This window comes from Xanthomonas sp. D-36-1 (genome assembly GCF_017746155.1).
Lineage (GTDB): Bacteria > Pseudomonadota > Gammaproteobacteria > Xanthomonadales > Xanthomonadaceae > Xanthomonas > Xanthomonas cissicola.
Genome location: NZ_JAGHWR010000103.1, coordinates 1 through 1,815, shown reverse-complemented (window position 1 = coordinate 1,815; position 1,815 = coordinate 1). Strand labels below are relative to the sequence as shown.

General features: G+C 60.8%; 1 protein-coding gene and 1 tRNA gene. One reads left to right on the top strand and one right to left on the bottom strand.

Annotated features, from left to right (window positions below):
• Nucleotides 1–553 precede the first annotated feature (553 nt).
• A tRNA-Arg gene (locus J7367_RS20755) sits at nucleotides 554–630 on the bottom strand.
• 29 nt (nucleotides 631–659) lie between these two features.
• Between J7367_RS20755 and J7367_RS20750 the strand changes: the two genes are divergently transcribed.
• Nucleotides 660–1,815 (top strand): site-specific integrase (locus J7367_RS20750; protein WP_209028997.1); only part of this gene is annotated, 1,156 nt, incomplete at its 3' end.

The following is a 1,815-nucleotide window of genomic DNA, read 5'->3' as shown; positions in this document are numbered from 1 at the left end:
CGAGTTGTTCAGGGCGGACTCGGTAACAGACGCAGCATTGGAGGACCGGTGGAAGACCACGTGGCAGCCTGCACAGGCAGGCCTTGGTTTACGAACACTGGTCAAGCTTGAAGGTTGCGAGGCTGCCACTGTCAAGCCCGCTGCAAACTTTTGAGCAGCCCGTTCAAATCTGACTCAGAGAATTGCGGGGTTCCGGCGAGTTGTGGTTGCTCCCCCGCCCGGCGCTGCCTGAGCGCGGATGAAAATCGAGGCTAGATCGTGCGGCAGATATCCGTTGTCAGGCAGCCATGTGTCGCGCAACCTGATGAGTATAGTTCCTGCAGACATGCGTATGAGGCACGGCATCCGGCCGCTGCGCAAGTTAGAAGCGGCCCTGAGAACTGCTGACCTCGATCTGGTGACCCCGGCCCGATTCGAACGGGCGACTTCCCCTTAGGAGGGACAACGTCGCTACACTAAGACCCAAGCAGGACAAGGCTTTCCCTGGAAGTCCAGCCTGACTGTGGCAAGTCTGTGGTAACGACCGGCCTACTCACGCCGATTGTCAAAAAAGTGGTGACCCCGGCTGGGTTCGAACCAGCAACCTCGTCCTTAGGAGGGACGCGCGCTATCCAATTGTGCCACGGGGCCATCCGCCCAAGGATACAGGGAGACGCTAAGTGAGCAAAGCCAAAGCAGCTGTCAAGCCGGGGCGCACCAAGACCTTCAATGGCACGCTTCCGCGCGGCATCAAAGCCTCCCAGGCCGTTAGCTCTGTAGCGGGCGTGACGCTCAGGACGGACGGGCAGCTGAGGTGGGAGGCGCGTATCCGGAGGTCCCTCGACGGGCAGGCGTTGAAGTTCCCGCTGGTGCGCTACCCCGTCGACCCCAAAGCGCCCCCGAACACTGAGCATCACATCGACGCTGCACGGCTCATGGCCGAGGCGTATGTCCGCCGAGAACACGCCTCCTTGGAGCTTCGGCAAACTCCGTATGCCCACACTGCCGAGGCTTGGACCTTCGGGGATCTGCTGCGACGGTTTATCCAAGAAATCGATGATGGGCTGATCAAGCACGCGTCGGTCAGGACCGACCACTCCAATGCCCATCTCTTCCTTGGGGGCGGCAAAGGTCTCGGATTGAGCCAGACCGGCATGCCCCACCTCACCCGCAAGCTGGCCAAAGACTTGACTCAGGATGACTTCCTGGGGCGCCATGCCAGCTCGTTCGTGAACTCATACATCAAAGTCAAGCGAGACGGCACCACGCTCCCGATGGCCCAGGGGAGCAAAAAGCGGGCCCTAACCACGATCCGGAACCTTTTTCGGATTGCGCACGAGACCTGGCAGATCGATCTGCGCTCGCCGATCAAGAGCTTGAAATCCCTCAACTCGGACGACTCGCGCGACCGGACGCTCTCCAAGGAGGAATGGAACGCCATCGTTGCGCAGCTGGATGCTGGGCGGACCGATCAGGCAACGGCCGATGTCATTCGCTTTGCGCGCATGACCGCAGCCCGTCGCTCCGAATGCGTGAAGCTCGATTGGGCGGACATCAACTTCAAGAAAAAGACCGCCCGACTTCGCGAGACCAAGGCCAAGAATGGCAAATACAACGAGCGCGTGATCCCGTTGACCTCAGAGCCAATGGCCTTGATCGCGGCGCGCTTCGAAGCCAGCGAAACGAAGAAGGGAGCGGTCTTTGTGACCTCGCGCGGGAAGCGCATTCGGGCCGATACCGTCACTCAGGCCTGGGATCGGGTGCGTGGGCAGGTAGCCGAGAAGCTCGGTGACCCAGAGATCCTGACCCCGCCCATTAGCAGACGCCAGAAGTGGA